At 38.1% G+C, this 20,232-nt stretch carries 21 protein-coding genes; 5 read left to right on the plus strand and 16 right to left on the minus strand.

The features are described 5' to 3' along the window. Positions 1–8: 8 nt before the first annotated feature. The 8 genes from AX663_RS03825 to AX663_RS03860 form a co-directional block, all read right to left on the minus strand. Positions 9–1,079 (minus strand): UDP-N-acetylglucosamine--N-acetylmuramyl-(pentapeptide) pyrophosphoryl-undecaprenol N-acetylglucosamine transferase, encoded by a 1,071-nt coding sequence (locus AX663_RS03825; protein ID WP_060972750.1) that lies wholly within the window; start codon positions 1,077–1,079, stop codon positions 9–11. A gap of 3 nt (positions 1,080–1,082) precedes the next feature. Beyond that, positions 1,083–2,435, minus strand: a complete 1,353-nt coding sequence (murD, locus tag AX663_RS03830) for a UDP-N-acetylmuramoyl-L-alanine--D-glutamate ligase (RefSeq protein ID WP_013990789.1) — start codon at positions 2,433–2,435, stop codon at positions 1,083–1,085. Positions 2,436–2,562: 127 nt separating this feature from the next. Continuing rightward, the gene (locus tag AX663_RS03835; RefSeq protein WP_002890660.1) at positions 2,563–2,832 is read right to left on the minus strand and encodes a DUF3165 family protein; all 270 of its coding nucleotides are present in this window, start codon (positions 2,830–2,832) and stop codon (positions 2,563–2,565) included. 19 nt (positions 2,833–2,851) lie between these two features. Beyond that, positions 2,852–4,702 carry a translational GTPase TypA gene (gene typA / locus AX663_RS03840; protein WP_002884130.1) on the minus strand — a complete coding sequence of 617 codons (1,851 nt, stop codon included), beginning with the start codon at positions 4,700–4,702 and terminating at the stop codon, positions 2,852–2,854. 140 nt (positions 4,703–4,842) lie between these two features. After that, on the minus strand, positions 4,843–5,811 hold the full coding sequence (locus tag AX663_RS03845) for an ROK family glucokinase (protein WP_037600464.1): 969 nt from the start codon (positions 5,809–5,811) through the stop codon (positions 4,843–4,845). Continuing rightward, complete coding sequence (locus AX663_RS03850) at positions 5,804–6,010, minus strand: YqgQ family protein (RefSeq protein WP_002890657.1); 207 nt, start codon at positions 6,008–6,010, stop codon at positions 5,804–5,806. Before AX663_RS03850 ends, AX663_RS03845 begins: the two co-directional genes overlap by 8 nt. Positions 6,011–6,117: 107 nt before the next feature. After that, positions 6,118–6,555, minus strand: coding sequence for a Fur family transcriptional regulator (locus AX663_RS03855; protein ID WP_002884117.1), 438 nt, complete (start codon positions 6,553–6,555; stop codon positions 6,118–6,120). Positions 6,556–6,642: 87 nt separating this feature from the next. Next, entirely contained in the window at positions 6,643–7,164 is a 522-nt protein-coding gene (locus AX663_RS03860) for a Dps family protein (RefSeq protein WP_037600458.1), read from the minus strand. Positions 7,165–7,273: 109 nt separating this feature from the next. Between AX663_RS03860 and AX663_RS10295 the strand changes: the two genes are divergently transcribed. Further along, positions 7,274–7,930 (plus strand): prepilin peptidase, encoded by a 657-nt coding sequence (locus tag AX663_RS10295; RefSeq protein ID WP_082759641.1) that lies wholly within the window; start codon positions 7,274–7,276, stop codon positions 7,928–7,930. Between the two features lie 28 nt (positions 7,931–7,958). Here AX663_RS10295 and AX663_RS03865 read toward each other — a convergent pair whose 3' ends face one another. The 6 genes from AX663_RS03865 to AX663_RS03890 form a co-directional block, all read right to left on the minus strand. Continuing rightward, positions 7,959–9,338, minus strand: a complete 1,380-nt coding sequence (locus tag AX663_RS03865) for a serine hydrolase (protein ID WP_082759642.1) — start codon at positions 9,336–9,338, stop codon at positions 7,959–7,961. A 96-nt stretch (positions 9,339–9,434) separates the two neighbouring features. Beyond that, positions 9,435–10,040, minus strand: coding sequence for a superoxide dismutase SodA (gene sodA / locus AX663_RS03870; protein WP_060972751.1), 606 nt, complete (start codon positions 10,038–10,040; stop codon positions 9,435–9,437). 95 nt (positions 10,041–10,135) lie between these two features. After that, a complete protein-coding gene (holA, locus tag AX663_RS03875; protein ID WP_037597662.1) occupies positions 10,136–11,170 on the minus strand; it encodes a DNA polymerase III subunit delta in 1,035 nt (344 codons plus the stop codon). Positions 11,171–11,237: 67 nt separating this feature from the next. After that, positions 11,238–14,060 carry a phosphoenolpyruvate carboxylase gene (gene ppc, locus AX663_RS03880; protein ID WP_060972752.1) on the minus strand — a complete coding sequence of 941 codons (2,823 nt, stop codon included), beginning with the start codon at positions 14,058–14,060 and terminating at the stop codon, positions 11,238–11,240. Between the two features lie 173 nt (positions 14,061–14,233). Next, positions 14,234–14,629, minus strand: coding sequence for a DUF4430 domain-containing protein (locus AX663_RS03885; protein WP_002890648.1), 396 nt, complete (start codon positions 14,627–14,629; stop codon positions 14,234–14,236). Continuing rightward, positions 14,626–15,099, minus strand: coding sequence for a substrate-specific component CbrT of cobalamin ECF transporter (locus AX663_RS03890; RefSeq protein ID WP_021147012.1), 474 nt, complete (start codon positions 15,097–15,099; stop codon positions 14,626–14,628). The genes AX663_RS03885 and AX663_RS03890 overlap by 4 nt, the downstream gene beginning before the upstream one ends. A 289-nt stretch (positions 15,100–15,388) precedes the next feature. On the opposite strand from AX663_RS03890, the gene AX663_RS03895 reads away from it, so the two are divergent. The 4 genes from AX663_RS03895 to AX663_RS03910 all read left to right on the plus strand — a co-directional run bounded on the left by AX663_RS03895 (position 15,389) and on the right by AX663_RS03910 (position 18,619). Continuing rightward, entirely contained in the window at positions 15,389–16,117 is a 729-nt protein-coding gene (locus tag AX663_RS03895) for a metal ABC transporter ATP-binding protein (protein WP_002890643.1), read from the plus strand. Further along, a complete protein-coding gene (locus AX663_RS03900) occupies positions 16,107–16,946 on the plus strand; it encodes a metal ABC transporter permease (protein WP_021147014.1) in 840 nt (279 codons plus the stop codon). The genes AX663_RS03895 and AX663_RS03900 overlap by 11 nt, the downstream gene beginning before the upstream one ends. A gap of 19 nt (positions 16,947–16,965) precedes the next feature. After that, on the plus strand, positions 16,966–17,892 hold the full coding sequence (locus AX663_RS03905) for a metal ABC transporter substrate-binding protein (RefSeq protein ID WP_002890641.1): 927 nt from the start codon (positions 16,966–16,968) through the stop codon (positions 17,890–17,892). Positions 17,893–17,971: 79 nt separating this feature from the next. Beyond that, positions 17,972–18,619, plus strand: coding sequence for a metal-dependent transcriptional regulator (locus tag AX663_RS03910; RefSeq protein WP_002890639.1), 648 nt, complete (start codon positions 17,972–17,974; stop codon positions 18,617–18,619). Positions 18,620–18,669: 50 nt separating this feature from the next. Here the strand turns inward: AX663_RS03910 and htpX are convergent, their stop codons facing one another. Together htpX and AX663_RS03920 are read right to left on the minus strand one after the other, a co-directional pair. Next, positions 18,670–19,569 carry a zinc metalloprotease HtpX gene (htpX, locus tag AX663_RS03915; protein WP_060972753.1) on the minus strand — a complete coding sequence of 300 codons (900 nt, stop codon included), beginning with the start codon at positions 19,567–19,569 and terminating at the stop codon, positions 18,670–18,672. A 1-nt stretch (position 19,570) separates the two neighbouring features. Beyond that, positions 19,571–20,131 carry a LemA family protein gene (locus AX663_RS03920; RefSeq protein WP_002884070.1) on the minus strand — a complete coding sequence of 187 codons (561 nt, stop codon included), beginning with the start codon at positions 20,129–20,131 and terminating at the stop codon, positions 19,571–19,573. Between the last annotated feature and the right edge of the window lie 101 nt (positions 20,132–20,232).

Genomic DNA, 20,232 nt, shown 5'->3' on the forward strand with positions numbered 1-20,232 from the left:
AAATTCCTTTATTTTTTTGAAATACTAGTCACTAATAGGTTATAAAAATCATCAGGAGAAGTGATTTCCTCAGATTTAGCCATCGCTTCTTTGTAAGTCTCTGCATGTTCAACAAGTTGTTCAAGCTCATGATTTAAGGTTTCCCAACTTAATTCTGTTTCCTGTAATTGACGTGCGTAGCCTTTTCGTTCAAAATAGGCAGCATTTTCAAGTTGGTCTCCTCGGCTAGCTTCTTTCCCTAAAGGAATAATTAAATGAAGTTTTTTCATAGCCAACAATTCGAAAATCGTATTTGAGCCACCACGAGTTACAACTAAATCTGCCGTATCCATAAGAGGTTGGTACAAATCTGTCACATAATCAACTCTATAAAGATGACGTTCTAAGGTATTCAATGAAGAGTCCCCAGAAATATTAATGACATTATATTTTTCAGTCAGCTGTGGAGTATTACTAATAAAATCATTAAATACCTTTGCACCAGCTGAACCACCAATGAAAAGGACAGTTTTTAAGTTGTCATCAAACTGTTCTTTAATCTTATCAAGGGCACCAGACTGATTAGATGTCGCCATTCCTACCTTTGTAATAGCACCTACATGTTTTGTCTTTGCCAATCCTTTTGATTGTTCAAAAGTCGTAAACATAGTAGTCGCAAATTTATAGGCAATTTTATTGGCCAAGCCCATAGAAAGGTCAGACTCATGCACATATACAGGAACTCCTAATAATTTAGAAGCAATTACCGGTGGCACTGAGACAAATCCACCCTTTGAAAAGAGTGCTTGGGGGTGAATCTTGGCAACAATTGCAATAGACTGTAGAATCCCCCAACCAACTTTAAAGACATCCAACATATTTTGCCATGAAAAATAACGACGTAGTTTACCTGTAGCAATACTATGGAAAGTCACATCTAAGCCAGATTTATCAATCTGCTCATGTTCAATCCCGTGCTTATCACCGATATAGTGCACTTCCCATCCATCTTTGAGAAATTTTGGAATTAAGATAAGATTTAAAGTCACATGTCCAACGGTTCCACCACCGGTAAAAACAATCTTTTTCGCTTTTGCCATAGACTATCCCTTCAATTGCTCAACAGTTGTAATAAATTCGTCACCACGCACTTCGAAATTCTTGTACATATCCCAGCTTGCGTTTGCAGGACTCAACAAGACAACATCTCCTGCACTGGCTTGATCAAAGGCAATACGTGTCGCATCTGCCACATCTTTGGCATCAAGATAAGTCACGCCCGCTTTATCAGCAGCACGTTTGACACGAGGAGCTGATTCCCCTAAAATCACCATTTTCTTAAGACCAGTAATGTCAGGAATGAGTTCATCAAATTCATTACCACGGTCCAAACCACCGGCAATCAAAATGACTTTACTATTATCAAACCCAGAAAGTGCTTTTTGTGTCGCTAAAATGTTTGTTGACTTACTGTCATTGTAGAATCTTACTTCATTGATAGTGTCAACGAATTGGAGACGGTGCTTAACCCCACCAAAGCTTGCGAGGGTTTCCTTGATAGCTTGGTTTGAAATACCTGACAATTTTGCTACAGCTATAGTTGCCAAGGCATTTTCAACATTATGACTACCAGGAACGCCAATCTCATCAGCTTGCATCACCAATTCACCTTTGAAGTAGAGGCCACCATTTTCAAGATAGGCACCATCTACTTTTTCCACTGTTGAGAATGGTACTACTTGTGCTTTAGTTTGTGTAGCTAATTCCTTAGCCAAATCTTGATTGAAGTTCAAAACAACAAAATCATCCGCAGTCATCTGATTTTGAATATTCCATTTGGCAGCCACATATTCTTCAAAACTACCATGATAGTCAATATGTGTCGGCATCAAGTTAGTAATCACAGCAATATGTGGATGGAAGCTATCAATCCCCATCAATTGGAAAGAAGACAATTCCATAACTAAGATATCTTGAGCAGTAACTGACTGTGCAACTTCTGACGCAGGGAAACCGATATTTCCAGACAAGACACCCGATTTGCCACCATGGTTTAGGACATCAGCAATCATAGTTGTCGTTGTTGTCTTACCATTTGAGCCTGTAATACCGATAATAGGTGCTTCAGATACTAGGTAAGCCAATTCCACTTCAGTCCAAACAGGAATGCCTTTTTCAAGTGCACGAGCTACCATTGGATTGTCATAACGAATTCCAGGATTTTTCACCATTAATTCAAAATTTTCATCCAAAAGTTCAAGAGGATGTCCGCCACAGACAACCTTGATCCCTTCTTCAAGAAGCGCCTGTGCTGATGGATTTTCCTCAAATGGTTTCCCATCATTTACTGTGACAATAGCACCCAACTTAGCCAATAGGCGGGCAGCTGCTTCACCAGATTTAGCCAAACCAAGGACCAAAACTTTTTTATTTTCAAATTGTGTTACTGATTTCATAATTCGTCCATTCTCTCAAATTGTATCATAATCATTTTACCCTTTATCCCAAGCTATTTCAAGGAGTTACCTCTTCTTGGCAAAAGAAAAAGCCAATCTATCAGACTGACTTTTAATCTCATGCTACTTATTTATCTTCATGCTCAGCTTTTTCATGATTAAGCTCCGACATGGCGAAAAAATCTTTCAAGGTGAAATAGCTCAATACAAGCATTCCAACCGTAACAAAGAACTCACCAGGTAGGCTGAAGAATTTAATGATTGATAGCACTGCTAAAAGTAGGAGCAATGCTAAGGTAGCCATGACAAAGAGAAGATTCATGGTGTTTTTTACCGACTTTGGTGCAATAAAGAAATAGAATGATGCAATCAATACAGCAACAATCAGATAAAACATCTCTTCTCCTCTCTATATATTATTCAGCTTCTGCTGCTTTTTTCTTACGTTTATTGGCTTTATCACGCTCTGCTTTATTCAAAATTTGTTTACGCAAGCGGATAGATTCAGGCGTTACTTCCATGTATTCATCATCATCCAAGAATTCAAGTGATTCTTCAAGAGTCAAGATACGTGGAGTCTTGATAACTGCCGTTTGGTCCTTAGTTGCTGAACGCACGTTTGTCATTTGTTTTGCTGTAGTGATATTGACACCAAGGTCATTTTCACGAGCATTTTCACCAACAATCATACCTTCATAAACTTCAGTACCTGGGTTAACAAAGATTGTACCACGTTCTTCAATACGCATAATTGAGTAAGTTGTCGCTTTACCTGTATCGATAGAAACGAGGGCACCACGGTGACGTCCACCAATTTCACCAGCAACAACTGGCAAGTATTGGTCGAAGGTATGGTTCATGATACCGTAACCACGTGTCATAGACAAGAATTCAGTAGAGAATCCGATAAGTCCACGAGCTGGTACAAGGAAGATAAGGCGAGTTTGACCGTTACCAACCATTTGCATATCAAGCATATCACCTTTACGTTCTGAAAGGGCTTGGATGATAGAACCTTGGTACTCTTCTGGAGTATCAATTTGAACACGTTCAAATGGCTCACATTTCACGCCATCAATTTCTTTGATGATAACTTCTGGACGAGACACTTGAAGTTCGTATCCTTCACGACGCATTGTTTCAATAAGGATAGACAAGTGCAATTCACCACGACCTGATACAGTCCATTTATCTGGAGAATCAGTTGGATCAACACGAAGAGAAACGTCTGTTTGCAACTCTGCCAAAAGACGCTCTTCAACCTTACGTGATGTCACGTGTTTACCTTCACGACCGGCAAATGGTGAGTTATTCGCCAAGAAAGTCATTTGAAGTGTTGGTTCGTCAATACGAAGAACTGGCAATGGTTCAACAGCATCAGTTGGTGTAATTGTTTCACCAACGAAGATGTCTTCCATACCTGAGATGGCAATCAAATCACCAGCTTTTGCTTCTTCAATTTCACGACGTTCCAAACCAAAGAAACCGAAAAGTTTAGTAACACGGAAGTTCTTTGTTGTTCCGTCAAGTTTTGAAAGGGTAACTTGGTCACCAACTTTTACAGTTCCACGGAAGATACGTCCAATACCGATACGACCAACGAAATCATTGTAGTCAAGAAGCGACACTTGGAATTGAAGAGGCTCATCTGAGTTATCTACAGGAGCTGGGATGTGATCAATAATAGTGTCAAAGATTGGAGCCATAGTGTGCTCTTGATCTGCAGGGTTATCTGACAATGATGATGTACCGTTAATCGCTGACGCATACACAACTGGGAATTCCAACTGATCATCATCGGCACCAAGCTCGATGAAGAGTTCAAGAACTTCATCAACAACTTCTTCAGGACGTGCTGATGGTTTATCAATCTTGTTAACAACAACGATAGGTGTCAAGTTTTGCTCAAGCGCTTTTTTCAGCACAAAACGTGTTTGAGGCATTGTACCTTCGTAGGCATCGACAACAAGGACAACCCCATCAACCATTTTCATGATACGTTCAACTTCTCCACCGAAGTCCGCGTGACCTGGTGTATCCATGATGTTGATACGTGTACCGTTATAAGCAACGGCTGTATTTTTGGCAAGAATTGTAATTCCACGTTCTTTTTCAAGATCGTTTGAGTCCATTGCACGCTCATCAAGCTCTTTACGCTCATCAAGAGTGTGTGATTGTTTCAACAATTCATCAACAAGTGTTGTTTTACCGTGGTCAACGTGGGCAATGATGGCTACGTTACGGATATCTTCTCTAAGTTTAGTCATTTTTTCCTCTTTAATTTTTATTTCAACTTTTAAAGTATACCACATTTTCAACAAAATGGCAGAGCTCAGCTGATTGTAAACGTTTTTCAACAAGAAAAAGGTGCTGTCCACCTATAATTGGTCAGACACACCTTCTGTCATTAGTTATCAATTGTAAGTGCAAGACTAGCAGCTCCAATAATACCAGCATCATTTCCAAGCTCTGCTAATTTCACTTTTGTTGTACGGCGAACTTGTGGGAATGCATAACGTGTAAAGTATCCTTCAACACGGCTACGCAAGAATTCACCAGCTGCTGAAACACCACCACCGATTACAACTGAATCTGGGTTAAGAATGTTTGAAATGTTTGCTGTTGCAAGTCCGAGGTATTGAGAGACTTTATCAACAATGCTATTAGCAAACTTATCACCTTCAGCAGCAGCTACGAAGATATCTTTACTTGTCACTTGCTCACCATTATCTACAGCAGCTTTAATAGAAGAGTTCCCTTCGTATCCTTCTGCCAAATGACGTGCTAAACGTACAACACCTGTTGCTGAAGCTACAGTTTCCAAACACCCCTTGTTTCCGCATGTACATTCAAATCCTGTTTCAGGTTCAACAATAATGTGACCAATTTCACCACCAGCACCGGCAACACCATGAATTAAATTACCATCAGCGATAACACCGCCACCAACACCTGTACCCAATGTTACAAAGACAACATCTGGATTGTTAGCACCAGCACCAACCCAACGTTCCCCCAGTGCAGCCACATTAGCATCATTATCAATAGCGAATGGAATACCAAGTTCTTTTTCAATGACAGAGCCAACTTCTTGAGTTTCTGCCCAGTTCAAGTTAAAAGCACCCGTTACTGTTTTATTTTCACGGTCAACTGCACCTGGAGATCCCATACCAATTCCAATAAAGTCTTCAGCAGTAAGTCCATACATTTCCAGACGGTGTTTCAAAGATTCTACAATGTTAGGAACGATGTGGCGACCATTTTCAAGCGTATTTGTCTCAATAGCCCATTTTTCTTGCACTTCACCTTCCGAAGTCAAAATACCAAACTTAACAGTTGTTCCACCAAGGTCAATTCCTAAGAGTTTTTTAGCCATTTTCTTTCTCCATTTCAATGCGATGTTCACGTCGTAAAATCATTTCAGCAGTAAGATAGTTGTCCTTGTCCACTAAACCATTCTGGTAGAGGGCTTCCAATTCAATCTTCATCATTTCGATATCATAGAGCCTTTTCCCTAGGTAAACCACTATGCCAAACTGTTTCAACAACTGTTGAACGTCATATAAAGTTTTCATAGCAATATTTTAGCAAAAAGCTTCTGCCATGACAAGATAGTTTTGAAAACCTTTACAGATTATTGTATACTTCAAGACTTAAAAAACCTAAGTCATTAAGACTCAGGTTATTGGCAGTTTGGGCAAATCCCATGTAATATCATCTGTTCACGAGTAATGCGAAAACCAGTTTGTGATTCTACCTCTTCCTTGAAAGACGGAATCGGTAGGTCTAAGTCGGTAATGTGACCGCATTTTTCACAAACAATATTTAAGTGATCATGTCCCATAAAATCATAATAGGTTGTATTATCATTATTAACCTTAATTTCAGAGACAATTCCTTCTTCAACCAATACCTTCAGGTTGTTATAGACTGTCGCCAAACTCATCCCAGGATTGTCAGGGAGAAGATCATAATATATCACATCTGCACTAGGGTGTTGATCAGACATCATCAAATAGCGAATAACAGCTTTACGAGATTCCGTCAACCGAATTCCTTTAGCTTTTAACTGATTTAGGACATCTTCATAAACGCCTAGACTACGTCGATGCTCAGACATATCTCCGCCTCCCTTCTTCTAAAAGTATTTTACGTCTATTATACACTTTTAGAGGAACTCTTGACAATCATCTTAACTCAAAAATGCTTATCTCAAGCCTGGCGCTTGTCCAAGCTCAGCAGTCAACATCCAGATTGTCTTATCAATTTCAGATTTAGCTGCAGTGAAGATATCATTTGAAGGAGCATCTCCTTCTTCATCTGTGATATCCAAACCAACTTGGAACAATACTGACAAATATTTGTATGTATCAACCAATAATTGAATTTGATCAGACATTGGTTTATCAAATGTACCAGTAGTTTCAGTCAAGCCTGAATTAGATGAAAATTCTACCAAAGTTGAGTATGGTTCCCCACCGATAGTAATCAAACGTTCACTAATAACATCAAGATGAGCATTCAAACTATCCATCAATTCATCCATTTTTGGATGAAGATAGAGGAAACCAGGACCACGCATATACCAATGAACTTGGTGAACAATTGAAGCTGCTACAGACAAATCAGCAACTGCTTGATTCAAAACTGCTTTAGTTTTTGTATTTGTTGGAGTTTCAGCTTGTTGGTTAACTGTTTCATTGATTGTTTCTTTAATTGAATCTACCATATTAATTCTCCTTATTTAGAATTACTATTATTTATACTCTTATTTTAGAATATTTCTAAATAATATGCAAGTGAAATGCTTTTTCTCATTCTTTTTCGAATAATTAGGTATGTTAAGCATTATTTATTTTTTTCTAGGAGCCTCCTTAGGCTCATTTATCGGACTAGTTTGTGATCGTTTTCCTGAGAACTCGATTATTTTTCCTAGTAGTCACTGTAGCCATTGCAAGCATCAGTTGCGTTTTTCCGAGATGATTCCTATCCTCTCACAACTTTTCTTAAGATCTCGATGTCGTTCATGTCAGTCTCCTATCCCTTTTCGTTACCTCTTTATGGAAATATTTTGTGGGGTAATATGTCTTCTATATTTCTATGACTTTTTAAGTCTTGAAGTAACCTACTTTCTTTACTTCAGCCTTTGTTTATCTATTTTTGATTTGAAACAGAAATCCTATCCACTTCTGATCTGGATAGTTGGAACAGTCCCACTCCTATTCATGGGCAACTATTACCCCACATTTGCCATAGGGATAATCCTCGCTTTCCTTTCTTTTATAAAACATCTAAATATTGGGGAAGGTGATTTTCTCTACTTAGCAAGTGCCTCACTTATTTTCCCATTTTCAAAAATACTACTAATTATCGAAATTGCCTGCCTATTAGGGCTAGCGTACTTCCTTATACGAAGAAATCTTAAGGAATGTATCGCATTTGTCCCATTTCTTTTTCTAGGGATTGTACTTCTTACCTTTTATTCAATTGTATAGAAAAAAGCCGATAACTCGGCTTTCTTTATTAGTTCATATTAACACGGTGCCACTCATTAATAACATAAGAGAGCATTCCTAATTGTTGTAATCCCACATTATTAACCTCTGAAGTTTCTTCGTTAGAACCTCCTAGGTAACGTGTATAAATTGCAATAAGATACGGTGTATCTTCCATTACAATAGCATCAACGTTAAGTGCTTCACGGACATAACCTGGTTTCTGATAAATAGTCAATCCTTGATTATATGTTTTATAATAATATTCTGGGAAAGACTCTCCTAAATATTTGAGAATGTCTTTATAATCCTCTTGGTGTTTCCAGAGATAGTCCAAAACTTTGATGTAATAATCCGTTGTTGTCTTATTACCATGCATTTGGATAGTCTTCACTTCACCTTTTGATTTACCATATTTATCAAGCATACCATAGAATTTTTCCATACCACCAAGGCGTTCCGCCAAAGCATAGGCTGGAGTATTCTCAGAGTAAACAAGAGAATACTCTTGCATTTCTGGAATAGTCATTGAACCACCGAAAGCAGCAACATAACTATCGTGCTCAGCCTGATATTCATACTCAGTATTAGTAATATCAAAACGTTCAGTTAAAGAAAGTTTTCCTTTATTAACCTGATCCATGACAAGCATGTTTAGTGGCAATTTATAAGTTGATCCTGCAGTCATTGGCTGAGTATCATTCATAGAGAATTGCTCATTTGTCTTGGTATTTTTATATGAAAAGGCAATTTGGCTAGACTCGATACCTTGGTCAGCCATAAAAGCTTCAACCACTTGGTTCAATGTCATGTTAGCATAATCATAATACAATCCATTACCATACATGGTATCTGCATCTGCTTCCATGACTGCTTGTTTAGCTTCGGCCGATTTATTAGTTGGAGTTACCTTTTCCTCTTTTTCTTTGTCTTCTTTTTTAGTGACTTTAGAACTAGAGCCGAAGATATTTCCAAGGCTACCGGTGTGTCCAGCTTGTTTCCCACGTCCTGCTAAAGCAAGCATGGCAACAAACAAAAGTATTACCAGAACACCTAGGAAGGCTAAGATAATATATGCTTTTTTATCATCACGAGATGATTTTGATTTAGATTTCTTAGAGCGTCTACTTCTAAGTGCCAAGGTTTCAGTTTTTGTTTCGTTTTCCTTGTGTTCAACTGGTACTACTGTTTCCTCAGCTGACTTCTTGTCTACTGATTTTTTAGAAGTCTTTTTAGCATCTTTTTTCGATGCTTTTTTGTTGTCTTTCTTAGCGCCTTTTTTGACATCTTTTTTAGTATCTTTAGTGTCTTTTTGAAGGTCTTGTTTTACCGAATCTTCCTTTTTATCTTTAGTTTTTCGGCGGCTTCCACTATACTTTTTACTTGAATGTTTTTTCTTTTTTTTCATAACAATTATAGTTTAAGCTATAATTCACTAAAAAGCAAGGAGATTTTACAATCATATTACGAAAAATTATCCCCAATAGTGAGGATAATTTTAAACTTATTTAGCTGCTGCATAAAGCTCAGCAACTTTATTCCAGTTAATGATTTCAAAGAAAGCTTTGATGTAGTTTGGACGTACGTTACGGTAGTTTAGGTAGTAAGCATGCTCCCAAACATCAAGCGCCAAGATTGGTTTCTTACCGTCTGAGATAGGAGTGTCTTGGTTAGCAGTTGAAACAACTTCAAGTTTACCTTCATTGTTAACAACAAGCCATGCCCAACCTGAACCAAAACGAGTTGTTGCTGCTGCTGTGAAAGCTTCTTGGAAGGCTTCAAATGATCCGAAAGCTTCGTTAATAGCAGCTGCTACTTCAGCAGTTGGTTCTTGTTTTTCAGGAGACAAAAGTTCCCAGAAAAGTGCGTGGTTAAGGTGTCCACCACCATTATTAATAAGTGCTTGACGAATATCAGCTGGGATTTGTTCCACATCACCCAAAAGTGCTTCAAGGTCTTCACCAATTTCTGGGTGTTTTTCAAGAGCAGCATTAGCATTTGCTACATAAGTTGCATGGTGTTTATCGTGGTGAAGAGTCATTGTTTCAGCATCAATGTATGGTTCCAAAGCATCATATGCGTAAGGAAGGTCTGGAAGAATAATTGCCATAGTAAAGGTCCTCTTTTCATTTTTTCTTCATTTTACCGCAAAGTGGTAGAGCTTTCAAAAATTTTGCTTACAAAATCATAGAAAACTCTAAACCTCTAGCGGTTTGATAGAATTTTTAAAAGTGCTAAATCAAACAAGTAGTCTTTATCTAAAGTTCCTGTTTTTATCTGGTAATCTGTCTCTACTAAAATCTTAATCGTCATCTTTAAGAATGCTACTGATAAGGGACGGCTATCTCTCAGTGCGAAACGAACCTGAAACTGATTAACTTTACGCCCTAGATAATCTGAGAGACTTGAAACAATTTGCTGCTCACTTTTACCTTGAGCAGATAAAAGTTTAACCTGTAAATAGGTACGAAACTGTCCCAACATAACAGCAATCAACTTAATCTCATCTTCACCCTGCAGCCGTAAATCATGAACCAATTCACGAACGCTCTGAATCTGTCCTCGTATAAGAAGTTGCGTCATATCAAAAATGTTATCTTGCAAACTTTTCGGAATGGCCTCCGCAATGTCCTGTGATGAGATATTCCCTTCAGTTTTATATCCCTTTAGAAAAGCTAAGTTTTTTTGAACATCTGAAAAATCAAAATTTGACTTGATCAAAAGTTCCTCAAAAACTCCTGTATCAAAAGTAAGCCCCTCTTGATGCGCCTGCTTTTGAAAATAGGTTCTAAGTTCTGCATCTTTTAAAGGACTAGCTTCAAGCACCATGGCATCACGTTTGAGAAGTTTGACTAAACGACGCTTTCCATCTAGCTTTCCTGCAGACATTAAGACAAGACGAGTTGTTTCAACAGGAGACTCAAGATAATTTTCAAGACGCTTCAACTCTTTCTCATCCAGATACGACTTTTTAGCAGTAGTCATATCTGCGAAATGATCAAAAATGACCACCTTCTCATCTGCAAAAAAAGGCATACTTTCTAAATCGAGCTCAGCATCTTGATAATCAGTCTCTGACATATCAAAATAAGAATAGGTCAAGTCACTGGGATCGAAACCAATTTGTTTTAAAAATTTTTCTTTAGCTTGACTATACTGTCCTAAATCCTCACCAGCCAAGACAGTTATCATGGGAAGCTTTTCTTTGGACAGCTTTTCAATCGTTTCCATAGCAATCATGGTCCTATTATAACAGAAATTTTCCCATAACAAAAAGCCCACCACTAAAGTGATGAACTTTACTTGATTAACCAGAGTTACGAAGACCTGTTGCAATACCATTGATGGTAATGTGAATAAGGCTAATTTCGTCGTCGGTCAAATCATTGTTACGAAGACGTTTAATCAATTCAATTTGGATGTAGTTCAAGACATTGAAGTATGGCAAACGGAAGTCCAAACTTGCTTTAAGCGATGGACTTTCATCAAGGAAGCCATCATGTTTTTCAATAGCAAGAATAACATCCTTAGTCAACTGCCACTCATCCAAAATAATATTGAAGACACTACGTACTTCTTCACTCTCTGCCAATTGTGCATAGTGGAAGGCGATATTCATGTCTGATTTTGAAAGCACCATGTCCACGTTTGACAAAAGTGAACGGAAGAATGGCCATGTTTCAAACATATGTTGAAGTTTCTCAAGGTTGCCTTCTTCAGCTTGGATAAAGCGATTAAAGGCAGAACCCACACCATACCAACCTGGGAACATGATACGGTTTTGTGACCATGAGAATACCCAAGGAATCGCACGAAGACCAGAAATCTCAGTAATAGTCTTACGAGCCGCTGGACGAGAACCGATATTCAAACTTGAGACTTCTTTAATAGGGCTTGCTTCAAAGAAGTAATCATAGAAATGTTCGTTTCCAAAGACAAGGTCACGATAAATAACATTTGAATCGTGAACAATTCCGTCCATAACCTCACGGAAATCAACCAATTCTTCTGGATCGGCAATTTGACGTGTCACCATACGGTCAAGAGCAGCTGAAACAAGCATTTCAAGATTGTAGTAAGCAGCATCCTTGTTGCCATATTTATTACCGATAACCTCACCTTGTTCAGTCAAGCGGATACGGTCTTTGATTGTACCAAATGGTTGAGAAGTAATGGCATCATATGATGGGCCACCACCACGACCAACAGTACCACCACGACCATGGAAGAAGGTAATCTTAATACCACGCTCTTCCCCAATCTTAGTCAATTCATTTTGAGCCTTGTAGAGGGTCCAACCAGATGACAAGTAACCACCATCTTTGTTAGAGTCTGAGTAACCCAACATGATTTCTTGGTAATTGTTACTATTTTTAATCCAACGTTTAACGATATCATAACCAAGGTATTGTTTCATGATATCATTAGAGTTTTCCAAGTCTTCGATAGTTTCAAAAAGTGGAACGATTTGGACACGCGCACGTTCTGTATCAACCAAGCCAACTTCTTTAAGAAGGATAGCCAACTCAAACATATCAGAAACGCTCTCAGTGTGAGAAATGATATGTTGTTTGATGACATCTTCACCAATATAGTCTTTCAAGAGACGAGCTGTACGGAAGATTGCCAATTCTTTTTCAAGAATTTCTGACTTAGGCACATTAGTTGATGACAAAGTACGAGGATCTTCTTGCAATTCTTTGAGAAGAACCGCAACCTTTTCAACCTCAGTCAATTCACTATAGTTATCAACAATATTAGCAGACTTAAGCAATTCTGCCACACAAGTTTCATGAACGCTTGAATCCTGACGCATATCGATTGTAGCAAGATAGAAACCAAAGACTTCTACAGCTTGGAGAAGCTCTTCAAAATCACCTGAAATTAAGACAGCATCGTCGTTTTCAAGAAGTGAATTTTTGATTGCCAAAAGATCATCATGGAAATCCTCAGCTGTTTCATAAAATTCAGTCGTTTGTTGTGAGACAGCTTGAAGACTTTGGCTGAGACGTTGTTGCACGTAATCAGCTACTACTTCACCCGTTGAAGCTGAGCCTAGACGAACATTTTCAGAAAGACGTTTGGCAACTCTTTCCTTGCTAAAGTTTCCTTCTTTAAAGAAAAGAAGTGTCTGAATCAACTTAGACTGAATGTAACTGAAAGCACGACGGTAAGGTTCATTTTCACGATAAACAGATGTATCTGGAGAATGTTTCGCCATCTCTGCTACTGTATCTGAAACCTCAGTCAAGCGTGATGAGAGGGAGAATGAACGGTAAAGATTATCAACTTTTTCGATATAGTAATTGAGGATAACTTCACTTTGTACTGTTGCAGAAAGTTTAAGAGTTTCTGCTGTTACAAATGGGTTCCCGTCACGGTCACCACCAATCCACATCCCCATAGTAATAGGTGTTGGATTGTCAAGTTTGATACCTTTTTCAACCGCTAAACGTTTGAATTCATGCGATAAGTTCGTAATCGCCTTAATCAATGAGGAGTTATAATACTCCATAACGTTAGTGATTTCGTTTTTAACCTTAAGTTTTTTCTCACGAATGATATCTGTTTGCATCATGATTTCTACATAACGACGCAAATCTGCATACCATTTATCCTTGTTGATAAGACCAGCCTTAACATCACGATGCTTACGGAGAAGTTCGTGAATGTGATTAGTCAATTCAAGCATGGTTTTACGTTGAACCTGAGTTGGGTGGGCTGTCAATACTGGCACAACATTGACATTTTCAAGAATGTCACGTGCATTTTCACTTTCAGCGACAACATCAAAGGTTTCAGACAACTTACCTAGATAAGATTCATCAATATTGTTCTTGTGGTTGACTTCATAAGCCAAATCCACGTCTTCAGAGATATTAATCAAAAGAGGTAACAAAGAGAAATAACGTGATGCAACGACCATATCGTCATTTGTCATTTCTGAAATGGCTTGTGTAAGGGCCACATAGTCACCTTCATCATAAAGCTCAACCAAATGTTGAATAGTTGTGAGACCTTGCTCTCCAGCCATGCCTCGTGTTGCATCATCCAACAATTCTTTCAAGATACCAACTTCTTCAGAGATGATTTCCTGGTTGTTACTGCTTTCCAATTTGTTAAAAGCCAAACCTTATTCTCCTTACTTTATGTAGTACCCTCTTATCATATCACTTTTAAAACAAAAGTAAACTATTTTCCTTTAAATCGTCAGTTATTTTGCAATTTTCCGACTTTTTCAAACAAATTTTCAAGGCTATTTCCGAACTTTATAAAAAAGACTCTGAAACAGAGTTCAGAATCTTAATTATACTTTTCTTGATAGAATTTGATTTCATCGCCATCTTCAACCTTAAGTTGGTTGGCTGCTTTTTCACCAAGTTTACCATTGACATCAAACATCCAATAGATTCCCTTATCTTTATCTTGAGAAATACCATCAATCTCAGTGATGAAGCCATCGTTTTCTTGAACAGGATATACCTCTTCCAAGACATCAAGCACTGTATCCCCTTTTTGGATTTCTACTGATTTTTTCTTACTTTCCTTATCTGTTTTCAAAATCAAAGTCACTTGACCTTGAACCTTAGACTGATGATTATTTGTGCTGCTAGTAAGTTTAGCTGCCTCATTTTTTCCACAGGCTGCTAGAGTAACAAGTGATAAAGCAAGAAAAATATATGTCGCTAATTTTTTCATTTCAAAAACCTCCTAAAAATAGACTGGATGAATGGATAGAATAGAAGCGTCGATACTGCATGATAGGTGTCGTAAAGCAGACCAGAAATAACAAAGGTAATCCCACTTCTAAATAGGAGGCCATAGCTATAATCCATGAGAACCCCATAGAGAAAGGACAAGAGAGTTACCAAAGCAATCTGCCAAACAAGTGACAACCTAGGTGCAATCAAACTCCAAAGAGCCATCAAGACGCCGAAGGCCAGAATCTGATTAAAGACCCAAGGACCAAAACCAAAGATGAATCCTGAGATGGACATGGTTAAAGCCATAATCAACAGACCATCTACCAAACCCAAGTAAAGAACAGCCACAAAAAACATAGCTGTAATAGGCTGAATATTTGGCAATCCTATAAATGCTGACCGCAATCCTACTGCCAGAGCTGACAGAATGGCTATTCGAGCCATTCGTTGAATCGTTAGTTTCATACATCTATTATGCCAGAAATAAGGAAATATGACTAGTTTTTAAAAATAAAAACTAAAGATTTCTTGAAATACAGAGTAAGATCGTACAAATTGAAGAAAATAATGTCCCTTGTTGCCTCTCCCAAATATCAAACGGTTTGAGCAGGCTGAATATTTGATATAAAAAGTGTACTCTCATTCACTATCCTCTGTCATCTTGACAACAGTAAATAATTAAGTTTGATTAATTATAAAAGTTAACTTGACTTATTTTTTATTTTAAAGTATATTAAACTCAAGGAGGTAGCTAATGATTCAAATTGAAAATATTAATGTGTCTTACCAACAGACATTAGCTCTGGATAATATCACCTTAAACTTGGAGGGACCTAGTATTACTGGGATTATTGGACCAAATGGTGCTGGTAAATCAACTCTAATTAAAGCATTAATTGGTATTATTCCTCACTCTGGAAAAATCCTTTTCAATAAACAACCTATTCGTCAGCAATTGAATCGTATTTCCTATGTTGCACAGAAGGCTGATATTGATTTTAACTTTCCGATTACTGTCAGAGAGTGCATCTCTCTAGGACTCTATCCCAAAACCAAGTTCTTTAAACGTCTATCTAAGAGTGATTGGTCTAAGGTCACAGATGCTTTAACACTACTTGGTCTAAATGATTTGGCCCATCGACAAATAAGCCAATTATCAGGAGGGCAATTTCAACGTGTTCTAATCGCTCGTTGTCTTGTACAAGAGGCTGATATTATTTTATTAGATGAACCCTTTGTAGGGATTGACTCTGTTAGCGAAGATATTATCATGAACACCTTGAGAGAACTTAGGGACAAAGGTAAGCTTATTCTTATTGTCCACCATGATTTGAGCAAAGTTCCTCATTATTTTGACCAAGTTATCCTCCTAAATCGTAAACTGATTGCTAGTGGGCCTACTAATCTTGTTTTTAATGAGGATAATCTCCGTAAAACCTACGGTAACAGTTTATTTTATAAAGGAGATGTAAATGATTTCTGAATTTATTGATGGTTTGCTAAATTTCCACTACTTACAAAATGCTCTTATAACGGCTTTAGTTATTGGAATTGTCGGAGGGGCTGTTGGTTGTTTTATTATTCTAAGAGGCATGTCGCTTATGGGTGATGCGATTTCACATGCGGTTTTACCCGGCGTAGCTACTTCCTTTATCTTGGGTATTAACTTTTTCATAGGAGCCATCATCTTTGGACTTTTAGCTTCTACAATGATTACCTATATCAAAAGCAATTCCATTATTAAGAGTGACACGGCAATTGGGATTACCTTTTCGAGCTTTCTAGCTCTCGGTATTATTCTCATCGGTGTTGCTAATAGTTCCACAGATCTCTTTCATATTCTCTTCGGGAATATTCTAGCTGTACAAGACATGGATATGTGGATAACGATTATCGTTTCACTTCTCGTACTAGCAACTATTACAATCTTCTTTCGCCCTCTACTCCTAACATCCTTTGATCCAATTTTGGCCAAGTCTATGGGAGTTAAGGTCACCTTCTACCACTACTTACTTATGGTTATTCTAACTTTGGTTTCTGTAACTGCCATGCAGAGTGTTGGCACTATTCTTATTGTGGCACTTTTAATTACACCGGCTGCCACTGCCTACCTTTATGTTCATAGCCTAAAAACAATGATTCTTCTCTCATCAGGATTGGGGGCTCTGGCATCTGTTCTAGGTCTTTTTATCGGCTATAGTTTTAATATTGCAGCTGGTTCGAGCATTGTATTAACGTCTGCTCTACTCTTTCTCATCAGCTTTTTCATCGCCCCAAAACAAAGTGGCATGAATAAAACTTCTAAACAATAAAAAATAGGATGAAAATAATATGAAAAAAATACTATCAACAATAGTACTACTACTTTTAGCGGTAGTTACTCTAACAGCTTGTACCAATAAACAAGGCAGTAACAAGGATAAATTACGAGTCGTTACGACCAATTCCATTATTGCTGATATCACCAAAAATATTGCCGGAGATAAAATCACTCTCCACAGTATTGTCCCCGTTGGTAAGGATCCTCACGAATACGAACCCCTTCCTGATGATGTAAAGAAGACATCGCAAGCTGACTTGATTTTTTACAACGGTATTAATTTAGAAACTGGTGGAAATGCTTGGTTTACTAAGTTAGTCAAGAATGCTCATAAAACAGAAAATAAAGATTATTTTGCAGTTAGTGATGGTGTTAAGGTAATTTACCTTGAAGGTCAATCAGAAAAAGGTAAGGAAGATCCCCACGCTTGGCTTAATCTGGAAAATGGGATTATTTATGCTCAAAATATTGCCAAGCAACTGATTGCTAAGGACCCTAAAAACAAGACCTACTACGAAAAGAATCTAAAATCCTATACTGACAAACTTAGTAAACTGGACCAAGAAGCTAAAGAAACATTTAACAAGATTCCCGATGAGAAAAAACTGATTGTCACTAGTGAAGGATGCTTCAAATACTTCTCAAAAGCCTATGGCGTACCATCTGCCTACATCTGGGAAATCAATACAGAAGAAGAAGGCACACCAGACCAAATCAAAACACTCGTGGAAAAACTACGTCAAACAAAGGTACCAGCTCTCTTTGTCGAATCTAGTGTCGATGAACGCCCTATGAAAACAGTATCTAAGGATACCAATATTCCTATCTATGCAAAGATCTTTACAGATTCTATTGCTGAAAAAGGGCAAGACGGTGACAGCTACTACAACATGATGAAATATAATCTGGATAAAATCACCCAAGGCTTGAATCAGTAAAAATCTTATCTAAGAAACATTCTGTATTCTTATGATAAATCTGTTATACTAAGGTGAGACTATTTTCAAAGGAAGAGAAATGACACCTAACAAAGAAGACTACCTCAAATGTATCTATGAGATTGGTACTGAAGAAGGCAAAATAAGCAATAAGGAAATCGCAAACCGTATGCAGGTGTCTCCACCTGCTGTGACGGAAATGATTAAGAAATTGATTTCAGAAGACCTCATCATCAAAGACAAAGTCAAGGGCTATCTTCTAACGAAAACTGGTAAAATCAATGTCGCTGAACTCTATCGGAAACATCGCCTCATCGAAGTCTTTTTGGTGGACCACTTGCAATACACTTGTGATCAAATTCATCAAGAGGCTGAAATTTTAGAGCATACTGTCTCTGATCACTTCATCGATGCGCTTGACCGCCTACTCAATTACCCTCAAACCTGTCCACACGGTGGGCAAATCCCCAAGTCAGGTCAGCTCATAGAGGAAATCTACAATCAGACTTTTACACAAGACCTAACTCCTGGAGACTATGTACTTCGTCGAGTTCAGGATCAAATTGATTTACTCCATTATTTGGAAACTGTCGGTCTTAAAATTGGAGTAACTTTTACCTTGAAAGGCTTTGACCCTTTTACACTACTATACCGCCTGAATATTGATGGAAAAGAAATTCAAATTCCAGAAACTGTTGCTAGCAATCTTTACATTGAAGCAAACTAAAAAAGCGAGGCTGATGAACACACTTAGAAGTGTCATCAGCCTCACTTTTTTTACATTTGTTTCAAGCGTTCCACCCGTTCTGAAATTGGGGGGTGGGTATAAAAGAGCTTCTGCAAACCAGATTCTTTTTTAGGGTCATTGATAAAGAGGGCTGCGCTAGCATCATCCACGTGATGTTGCATTGGCGCACTATTATCAAGTTTGAGCAGAGCGTTAATCATACCTTGTGGGTTACGTGTCAATTCGACGCTAGAAGCATCAGCTAAAAATTCACGCTGACGTGAAATAGCCAGCTGAACCAAGGTAGCTGCCAAAGGCGCCAGAATAATGGCAATCAAAGAAATAATGAGAAGAATAATTTCCAAACCGCTACTTCCATTACGGTCATCATCATTTCTACGACGGCCTCCACCCCAGAACATAATATTACGAGCCATCCCAGCTAGCATGGTAATGGCAGATGCTAAGGCAACTGCTATGGTAGAGATTCGGATATCGTAGTTGCGAATATGACTCACTTCATGTCCAATAACTCCTTCAAGTTCCTCACGATTCATAACCGCAAGAAGACCTGTTGTAGCAGCTACTGCCGCGTTCTTAGGGCTTGATCCAGTCGCAAAAGCATTCATTGAAGGATCATCGACAATAAAGACACGTGGCATCGGTATTTGTGCCACCATAGCCATATCCTCAACAACATGATAAAGGTTCGGAGCGGTTTGTTCGTCAACCTCTCGTGCACCATTCATAGCCATAACGACATTGGTTGATTGGAAAATCATGGTAACGGCATAGATAAAACCGATAACTAGAGCAAGAATCAGACCACCGAAGCCTGAACCTAACCAAAGATAGCCGACACCGTAACCAACAAGGCCCAACAAGAGGAAAAAGACCAGGAGCAAAAGCCAAGTCTTTCTCTTATTTCGAGCAATTTGATCAAATAACATATTAGTTACCTAGTCCACTGAAATCAACCTTAGGCACAGCTTTTTCTTCTTCTGGTGTTTCAAGGAATTCAGCAGCCTTAAAGCTAAACATCTTAGCAATAACATTGCTTGGGAATGTTTCCAATTTCACATTGTAGTTACTTGTCACACTGTTATAAAGTTGACGTGAATAGGCAATTTTATTTTCAGTGTTCGTCAACTCTTCTTGAAGCTGGCTGAAGTTGGCACTAGCCTTAAGATCAGGGTAACTTTCAGCTACAGCAAAGATTCCAGAAACCTGACGAGTCAATTCATCACTGGCACGCATCGCTTCTGCAGGAGAAGTCGCAGCTGCTACTTGATTACGAAGTTCTGCTACTTTTTCAAGTGTTGAACCTTCATATTTTGCATATCCCTTAACAGTTTCAATCAAGTTAGGAAGAAGATCATTACGACGTTTCAATTGAACATCAATTTGACTCCATGCCTCCTTGGTTTGCATACGGCTTTTAACCAAGCCGTTATAACTTGCAATAACAAAAATCACAAGAACAACAATAATGGCAATAATAATCCAAATCATATTTAGTTTCCTTTCTTATACTTAAAAAGAGTCGGTACGACTTCTCTTACAAGTATTTTGATAGTCTCAGTATATCAAATTTTCAGATAAAAGTGGTAAAA

Source organism: Streptococcus sp. CCH8-H5 (assembly GCF_001556505.1).
Taxonomy (GTDB): Bacteria; Bacillota; Bacilli; order Lactobacillales; family Streptococcaceae; genus Streptococcus.

Coding starts and splice junctions, on each gene's coding strand:
- AX663_RS03845 (WP_037600464.1), bottom strand. CDS start 5,811: ATGGCTAAAAAACTCTTAGGAATTGACCTTGGTGGAACAACTGTTAAG.
- sodA (WP_060972751.1), bottom strand. CDS start 10,040: ATGGCAATTATTCTTCCAGACCTTCCTTACGCATATGATGCTTTGGAA.
- AX663_RS03855 (WP_002884117.1), bottom strand. CDS start 6,555: ATGTCTGAGCATCGACGTAGTCTAGGCGTTTATGAAGATGTCCTAAAT.
- AX663_RS03910 (WP_002890639.1), top strand. CDS start 17,972: ATGACACCTAACAAAGAAGACTACCTCAAATGTATCTATGAGATTGGT.
- htpX (WP_060972753.1), bottom strand. CDS start 19,569: ATGTTATTTGATCAAATTGCTCGAAATAAGAGAAAGACTTGGCTTTTG.
- AX663_RS03865 (WP_082759642.1), bottom strand. CDS start 9,338: ATGAAAAAAAAGAAAAAACATTCAAGTAAAAAGTATAGTGGAAGCCGC.
- AX663_RS03850 (WP_002890657.1), bottom strand. CDS start 6,010: ATGAAAACTTTATATGACGTTCAACAGTTGTTGAAACAGTTTGGCATA.
- AX663_RS03835 (WP_002890660.1), bottom strand. CDS start 2,832: ATGTTTTATCTGATTGTTGCTGTATTGATTGCATCATTCTATTTCTTT.
- AX663_RS03890 (WP_021147012.1), bottom strand. CDS start 15,099: ATGAAACTAACGATTCAACGAATGGCTCGAATAGCCATTCTGTCAGCT.
- AX663_RS03895 (WP_002890643.1), top strand. CDS start 15,389: ATGATTCAAATTGAAAATATTAATGTGTCTTACCAACAGACATTAGCT.
- holA (WP_037597662.1), bottom strand. CDS start 11,170: ATGATTGCTATGGAAACGATTGAAAAGCTGTCCAAAGAAAAGCTTCCC.
- murD (WP_013990789.1), bottom strand. CDS start 2,435: ATGAAATCAGTAACACAATTTGAAAATAAAAAAGTTTTGGTCCTTGGT.
- AX663_RS10295 (WP_082759641.1), top strand. CDS start 7,274: ATGTTAAGCATTATTTATTTTTTTCTAGGAGCCTCCTTAGGCTCATTT.
- AX663_RS03905 (WP_002890641.1), top strand. CDS start 16,966: ATGAAAAAAATACTATCAACAATAGTACTACTACTTTTAGCGGTAGTT.
- AX663_RS03825 (WP_060972750.1), bottom strand. CDS start 1,079: ATGGCAAAAGCGAAAAAGATTGTTTTTACCGGTGGTGGAACCGTTGGA.
- AX663_RS03860 (WP_037600458.1), bottom strand. CDS start 7,164: ATGGTAGATTCAATTAAAGAAACAATCAATGAAACAGTTAACCAACAA.
- AX663_RS03900 (WP_021147014.1), top strand. CDS start 16,107: ATGATTTCTGAATTTATTGATGGTTTGCTAAATTTCCACTACTTACAA.
- AX663_RS03885 (WP_002890648.1), bottom strand. CDS start 14,629: ATGAAAAAATTAGCGACATATATTTTTCTTGCTTTATCACTTGTTACT.
- typA (WP_002884130.1), bottom strand. CDS start 4,702: ATGACTAAACTTAGAGAAGATATCCGTAACGTAGCCATCATTGCCCAC.
- AX663_RS03920 (WP_002884070.1), bottom strand. CDS start 20,131: ATGATTTGGATTATTATTGCCATTATTGTTGTTCTTGTGATTTTTGTT.